The 6,653-nt window shown below is 43.6% G+C and carries 6 protein-coding genes; 5 read left to right on the forward strand and 1 reads right to left on the reverse strand.

Annotated features, from left to right (window positions below):
• The first annotated feature begins 13 nt into the window (after positions 1 to 13).
• From gap to eno, 5 genes are all read left to right on the forward strand, one after another.
• Positions 14 to 1,021 carry a type I glyceraldehyde-3-phosphate dehydrogenase gene (gene gap / locus AWM68_RS19910; RefSeq protein WP_066245693.1) on the forward strand — a complete coding sequence of 336 codons (1,008 nt, stop codon included), beginning with the start codon at positions 14 to 16 and terminating at the stop codon, positions 1,019 to 1,021.
• A gap of 128 nt (positions 1,022 to 1,149) precedes the next feature.
• Positions 1,150 to 2,334 carry a phosphoglycerate kinase gene (locus AWM68_RS19915; protein WP_066245694.1) on the forward strand — a complete coding sequence of 395 codons (1,185 nt, stop codon included), beginning with the start codon at positions 1,150 to 1,152 and terminating at the stop codon, positions 2,332 to 2,334.
• Between the two features lie 200 nt (positions 2,335 to 2,534).
• Positions 2,535 to 3,293, forward strand: a complete 759-nt coding sequence (gene tpiA / locus AWM68_RS19920; protein ID WP_066245696.1) for a triose-phosphate isomerase — start codon at positions 2,535 to 2,537, stop codon at positions 3,291 to 3,293.
• Positions 3,290 to 4,822: a 2,3-bisphosphoglycerate-independent phosphoglycerate mutase gene (gene gpmI, locus AWM68_RS19925; RefSeq protein WP_066245697.1), complete on the forward strand. Its 1,533-nt coding sequence runs from the start codon at positions 3,290 to 3,292 to the stop codon at positions 4,820 to 4,822. The genes tpiA and gpmI overlap by 4 nt, the downstream gene beginning before the upstream one ends.
• Positions 4,823 to 4,917: 95 nt before the next feature.
• Positions 4,918 to 6,210: a phosphopyruvate hydratase gene (eno, locus tag AWM68_RS19930; protein ID WP_066245699.1), complete on the forward strand. Its 1,293-nt coding sequence runs from the start codon at positions 4,918 to 4,920 to the stop codon at positions 6,208 to 6,210.
• 133 nt (positions 6,211 to 6,343) lie between these two features.
• Here eno and AWM68_RS22160 read toward each other — a convergent pair whose 3' ends face one another.
• Positions 6,344 to 6,412: a putative holin-like toxin gene (locus AWM68_RS22160; protein WP_373869408.1), complete on the reverse strand. Its 69-nt coding sequence runs from the start codon at positions 6,410 to 6,412 to the stop codon at positions 6,344 to 6,346.
• Positions 6,413 to 6,653: the final 241 nt, after the last annotated feature.

A 6,653-nucleotide genomic window follows, 5' to 3' on the forward strand; every position in this document is an offset into this window, starting at 1 on the left:
GAGGTCATTTTACATGGCAACAAAAATTGGTATTAACGGTTTCGGTCGTATCGGCCGTAATGTATTCCGCGCAGCATTCAACAACCCTGAGGTAGAAGTTGTAGCTGTAAACGACTTAACAGATGCTGATACTCTTGCTTTCCTTTTAAAGCATGACACAGTACACGGCAAGTTCGCTGGTTCTGTTGAAGTTAAGGAAAATGCACTTATTGTAGATGGCAAAGAAATCAAAGTTTTAGCTGAGCGCGATCCAGCACAACTTGGCTGGGGAGACCTTGGTGTAGAAGTAGTTGTTGAATCAACTGGACGCTTCACGAAGCGTGCTGACGCTGCTAAACACTTAGAAGCTGGCGCTAAAAAAGTAATCATTTCTGCTCCTGCTTCAGATGAGGATATCACTGTAGTTCTTGGTGTTAACGAAGACAAGTACGATGCTGCTAACCACGATGTTATCTCTAACGCATCTTGTACAACAAACTGTCTTGCACCATTCGCAAAAGTTCTTCACGAGAAATTCGGCGTGAAGCGCGGTATGATGACGACTGTTCACTCATACACGAACGATCAGCAAATTCTAGATCTTCCACATAAAGATCTTCGTCGTGCTCGTGCGGCAGCTGAGAACATCATTCCTACATCTACTGGTGCTGCTAAAGCGGTATCTCTAGTGCTTCCTGAACTTAAAGGCAAGCTTAACGGAATGGCTATGCGTGTTCCAACTCCAAACGTATCTCTAGTTGACTTAGTTGTTGAATTAGACAAAGAAGTTACAGTTGACGAAGTGAATGCAGCACTTAAAGCAGAAGCTGAAGGTAACCTTAAAGGAATCCTTGGCTACTCTGAAGAGCCGCTTGTATCTACTGACTACAATGGCGACACTCACTCTTCTACAATCGATGCTCTTTCCACAATGGTTATGGAAGGAAACATGGTTAAAGTTGTATCTTGGTATGACAATGAAACTGGATACTCAAACCGCGTTGTAGATTTAATTGACTATATCGCTAAAAAAGGACTTTAATAGATAGAGAAGAACAATAAGGAGGGGGAGAAGTCGTTTCAAACAGGCTTCTACTCCTCTTTCCCATGTAAAATCTGGGATTGTCATTCTTTTAATCTTTTTGACTAGTCAGGAGGCTGCATGTACTTATGAACAAAAAAAGTGTTCGTGACATCGATTTAAAAGGCAAAGTTGTTTTTTGCCGAGTTGATTTTAACGTACCAATGAAAGATGGAAACATTACGGATGAAACGCGTATCAACGCTGCTCTTCCTACCATCAAATACTTAACGGAGCAAGGTGCCAAAGTTCTTTTAGCAAGCCACTTGGGACGTCCAAAAGGACAAGTTGTGGAAGAGCTTCGTCTAGATCCTGTAGCTCAGCGTTTAAGCGATCTTCTTGGTAAAGAAGTTGTGAAAACAGATGAAGCTTACGGAGAAGAAGTTGAAAAAGCAGTAGCAAACCTTCCAGAAGGCGGCGTGATCCTTCTTGAGAACGTTCGTTTTTACCCTGGTGAGGAGAAGAACGATCCTGAGTTAGCACAAAAGTTTGCTGCACTCGCTGATGTGTACGTAAATGATGCTTTCGGAGCAGCACACCGTGCACATGCTTCAACAGAAGGAATCGCGAAACATCTTCCGGCCGTTTCAGGCTTGTTGATGGAGAAAGAACTTGAAGTACTTGGAAAAGCTCTATCAAACCCTGACCGTCCTTTCACTGCGATCATTGGCGGTGCAAAAGTAAAGGACAAGATTGACGTCATTGACAATCTTTTAGATAAAGTAGACAACCTGATCATCGGCGGTGGTTTAGGATATACATTCATTAAGGCTCTTGGCCATGATGTAGGGAAGTCTCTTTTAGAGGAAGATAAGATTGAAACAGCACGTGGTTTCATGGAAAAAGCGAAAGAAAAAGGCGTAAACTTCCTTATTGCTGAAGATGTACTAGTAGCTGACGACTTTTCAAATGATGCTAACACCAAAGTAGTTGACATCGATTCGATCCCATCAGACTGGGAAGGTCTTGATATCGGCACGAAAACAATTGAAAAGTACGTAAAGGTTATTAAAGAATCGAAGCTTGTTATATGGAACGGACCAATGGGTGTGTTTGAGATCGACGCATTCGCAAACGGTACACGTTCAGTTGCAAATGCCTTAGCAGAATCAACAGATACGTACAGTGTTATCGGCGGCGGAGACTCAGCGGCTGCTGTTGAAAAGTTCGGTCTTGCGGACAAGATGAGCCACATCTCAACAGGCGGCGGTGCTTCCCTTGAGTTCATGGAAGGTAAAGCACTACCTGGTGTTGAAGCTTTAAACGATCGTTAAAAAGCGAGAAGAGGTAATGTTTTTATCTCTTTGACTTAGTTGATTGGAGAGCAAGGTGTGAGACTCTCGGCTAGGACAAGCGGTCAGGTGAGACACTTAAGAGTGAAACGTTAAGAATGTGGCTCACCGCCTGCCCCGCGGAAAGCAAGCACCTGGAGCGGAAATCAACGGCTTGCAAATGAATTTAAGAGGTGAAAAGAATGCGTAAACCTATTATTGCTGGTAACTGGAAAATGAATAAAACATTAACAGAAGCACGCAGTTTTGTAGAAGAAGTGAAAGGTCTTGTACCTTCAGCTGAAACGGTTGATTCTGTAATCTGTGCGCCTGCTCTTTTCCTTGACAGCTTAGCAGACGAAGCAGAAGGAACGCCACTTGCGATTGGTGCACAAAACATGCACTTTGAAGAAAGCGGTGCCTTCACTGGTGAAATCAGCCCTGTTATGTTAAAAGATCTGAACGTTCAGTATGTTATTCTTGGACATTCTGAGCGCCGTGAGCTTTTTGGGGAAACAGATGAGCTGGTTAACCAAAAAACACATGCTGCCTTTAAGCATGGTCTGACTCCAATCGTTTGTGTCGGTGAAACGCTTGAACAGCGTGAAGCGGACAAGACGAAGGATGTTGTAAAAGAGCAAACAGAAAAAGGCTTATCTGGATTAACAGACGAGCAGATGAAACAAACGGTAATCGCATATGAGCCAGTTTGGGCAATCGGAACAGGCAAGACAGCATCTTCTGAAGATGCAAACGAAGTATGTGCATACATTCGCAGTGTTGTAGCAGAGCAATTTTCACAGAATGTTGCAGATGCTGTTCGTATCCAGTACGGCGGAAGCGTTAAGCCTGACAACATCAAAGAATTAATGGGTATGTCTGATATTGATGGTGCTTTGGTTGGCGGAGCTAGCCTTGAGCCAAAATCTTACCTTCAGCTTCTGGAGGGCGTTAGCCGATGAGTAAAAAACCAGTAGCTTTAATCATCTTAGACGGTTTTGCTTGCCGTAATGAAGACAAAGGTAATGCTGTTGCACAAGCGAAAAAGCCCAACTTTGACCGCTACTGGGAAACGTATCCGCACGCTCAACTAACAGCTAGTGGGGAAGCCGTTGGACTTCCTGAAGGTCAAATGGGTAACTCAGAAGTAGGTCACTTAAACATTGGTGCAGGACGTATTGTCTACCAAAGTTTGACTCGCGTGAATCTATCGATCAAAGAAGGAGATTTTTACGAAAATCAAACGTTTATTGATGCGATGGATCATGTGAAAAAGACCGGCAAAGCACTCCATATCTTTGGTTTGCTTTCTGATGGAGGCATTCATAGCCACATCGACCACATTCTTTCATTGTTAGAATTAGCAAAAAAGCAGAACGTGGAAAAAGTATATCTGCACGGATTCTTGGACGGGCGTGATGTACCTCCGCAATCGGCTAAGGGCTATATTCAAAGAACAGTAGACAAGATCAATGAACTTGGTGTAGGTGAGATCGCAACACTTTCTGGCCGCTACTATTCCATGGACCGAGATAAGCGCTGGGACCGAGTTGAAAAGTCCTACCGCGCTATGGTTTATGGTGAGGGACCAGATTACAAAGATCCGTTTGAAGTCGTTGAAGATTCATACAGCAACGGCATTCATGATGAATTCGTTCTTCCGTCTGTTTTGAAAAAAGAGAATGGAGAACCTGTTGCGACGGTTCAAGATGGAGATGCAGTCATCTTCTGTAACTTCCGTCCTGACCGTGCCATCCAAATTTCACAAGTATTTACGAACGAAGATTTCCGTGGATTTGACCGTGGAGATGCGTTCCCGAAAAATCTTCACTTCGTATGTTTAACACACTTTAGTGAAACAGTAGATGGTGACGTAGCATTTAAACCTACGAACCTTGACAATACACTTGGCGAAGTTTTATCACAGCAAAACTTCAAGCAGCTGCGTATTGCTGAAACAGAAAAATACCCGCACGTAACGTTCTTCTTTAGTGGAGGTCGTGAAGCAGAGTTTCCTGGTGAAACGCGTATCTTAATCGATTCGCCAAAAGTGGCAACGTACGACTTAAAGCCTGAAATGAGTGCTTATGAAGTAACGGATGCACTTGTTGGAGAAATCGAAGCGGATAAGCACGATGCAATCATCTTGAACTTTGCGAACCCTGATATGGTAGGTCACTCAGGTATGCTTGAGCCTACGATTAAGGCTGTTGAAACCGTGGATGAGTGTTTAGGAAGAGTAGTCGATGCGATCATTAAAAAAGGTGGAGCGGCGATTATTACAGCTGACCATGGTAATGCTGATGAGGTAATTACGATGGAAGGCAATCCGATGACAGCTCATACAACGAACCCTGTTCCTGTCATTGTTACCCAAGAAGGATTAGAATTGCGTCAGGACGGAATCTTGGCCGATCTTGCACCAACTGTTTTAACCCTTCTAGGCGGCGATCAGCCAAAAGAAATGACTGGTAAAACGTTAATTAAATAGGGCACTTTTACGGAATTGTACAAAGGGCCCTTGTATGTATTACCGGAAATGCCTTATTCTCAAATTACATTTTCTTAAAAAAAGGAGAGACATTTATGTCAGCTATTATTGAAATTTATGCTCGCGAAGTCCTAGACTCTCGCGGAAACCCAACAGTTGAAGTAGAAGTTTACACAGAATCAGGTGCTTTTGGACGCGCAATCGTTCCATCTGGTGCGTCTACAGGTGAATACGAAGCAGTTGAGCTTCGTGATGGCGACAAAGAGCGTTACCTTGGAAAAGGTGTTATGAACGCTGTAAACAATGTTAACGAAAACATCGCTCCAGAACTTATCGGTTTCGACGTTCTTGATCAAGTAGGAATCGACCAAACGTTGATCGAGCTTGATGGTACTGAAAACAAAGGCAAGCTTGGTGCTAACGCAATCCTTGGTGTTTCCATGGCTGTTGCACACGCTGCTGCTGATTTCTTAAACGTACCTCTTTACATGTACCTTGGAGGATTCAACTCTAAAACTCTTCCGGTTCCAATGATGAACATCTTAAACGGTGGAGAGCACGCTGACAACAACGTAGACATTCAAGAATTCATGGTAATGCCTGTAGGTGCTGAAAGCTTCCCTGAGGCACTTCGCATGGGTACTGAAATCTTCCACAGCTTAAAAGCAGTTCTTAAAGAAAAAGGCTTGAACACAGCTGTAGGTGACGAAGGTGGATTCGCTCCGAACCTTGGTTCTAACGAAGAAGCTCTTCAAACAATCATGGAAGCGATCGAAAAAGCGGGTTACAAGCCAGGTGAAGAAGTTCGCCTTGCAATGGACGTTGCTGCTTCTGAATTGTTCAACAAAGAAGACGGTAAATACCACCTTTCTGGTGAGGGTGTTGTTAAGACTTCTGAAGAAATGGTTGCTTTCTACGAAGATCTTGCTAGCAAATATCCAATCGTATCAATTGAAGACGGTCTTGACGAGAACGACTGGGATGGCTTCAAGCTATTAACAGAGCGTATCGGTGACCGCGTACAGCTTGTTGGTGACGACTTGTTCGTAACAAACACAACAAAGCTTTCTGAAGGTATCGAAAAAGGAATCGGTAACTCCATCCTAATCAAAGTTAACCAAATCGGTACGTTGACTGAAACGTTCGACGCGATCGAAATGGCTAAACGTGCTGGATACACAGCAGTTATCTCTCACCGTTCTGGTGAATCTGAAGACAGCACAATTGCAGACATCGCTGTTGCGACAAACGCAGGACAAATCAAAACAGGTGCTCCTTCACGTACAGACCGTGTTGCGAAGTACAACCAACTTCTTCGCATCGAAGACGAGCTAGGCAACCTTGCTGTATACCCAGGAATGAACGCATTCTACAACCTAAAAAAATAATTGGGGTCTGACCCCAAACAAAGACAAACTCGCCATTTTGTCTTTCTGAAAAAGACAGCCCCCGGATCAGGCACATTAAGCGCCGATCTGGGGGCTGTCTTCATTTCAGGCTGGTAAAGGATTTCCCTGCTACTTATCGGGAGCGATTGTTAGAGTGAAGGATGGTAACAATGAGCATTGAGAAACTGATCATGAGCGACATCGTTTCAAAAACAGTCATCTCGATCCCTCCAATCTTGTTACCTTTAAGGTGCGTAAAAGTAGGGTTGTCCTATTCATAAACAGAAAATATGAGTAAAAAGGCTTGTTTTTATCTGATTTGATTAATGTTTTATTTAAGAAGGCTTAAGAAAGCATATATTCCGTTCACGGAGCCTTTATGCTCGCTCACGGAGATTTATGCTCGTTCACGGAGCCTTTATGCTCGCTCACGGAGCCTTTAT

The organism is Fictibacillus phosphorivorans, assembly GCF_001619875.1.
GTDB classification, from domain to species: Bacteria; Bacillota; Bacilli; order Bacillales; family Fictibacillaceae; genus Fictibacillus; species Fictibacillus phosphorivorans_B.

Bases quoted from the DNA above. Each gene is read 5' to 3' on its own strand.
- gap (WP_066245693.1), top strand. From the start codon at position 14: ATGGCAACAAAAATTGGTATTAACGGTTTCGGTCGTATCGGCCGTAAT.
- AWM68_RS19915 (WP_066245694.1), top strand. From the start codon at position 1,150: ATGAACAAAAAAAGTGTTCGTGACATCGATTTAAAAGGCAAAGTTGTT.
- tpiA (WP_066245696.1), top strand. From the start codon at position 2,535: ATGCGTAAACCTATTATTGCTGGTAACTGGAAAATGAATAAAACATTA.
- gpmI (WP_066245697.1), top strand. From the start codon at position 3,290: ATGAGTAAAAAACCAGTAGCTTTAATCATCTTAGACGGTTTTGCTTGC.
- eno (WP_066245699.1), top strand. From the start codon at position 4,918: ATGTCAGCTATTATTGAAATTTATGCTCGCGAAGTCCTAGACTCTCGC.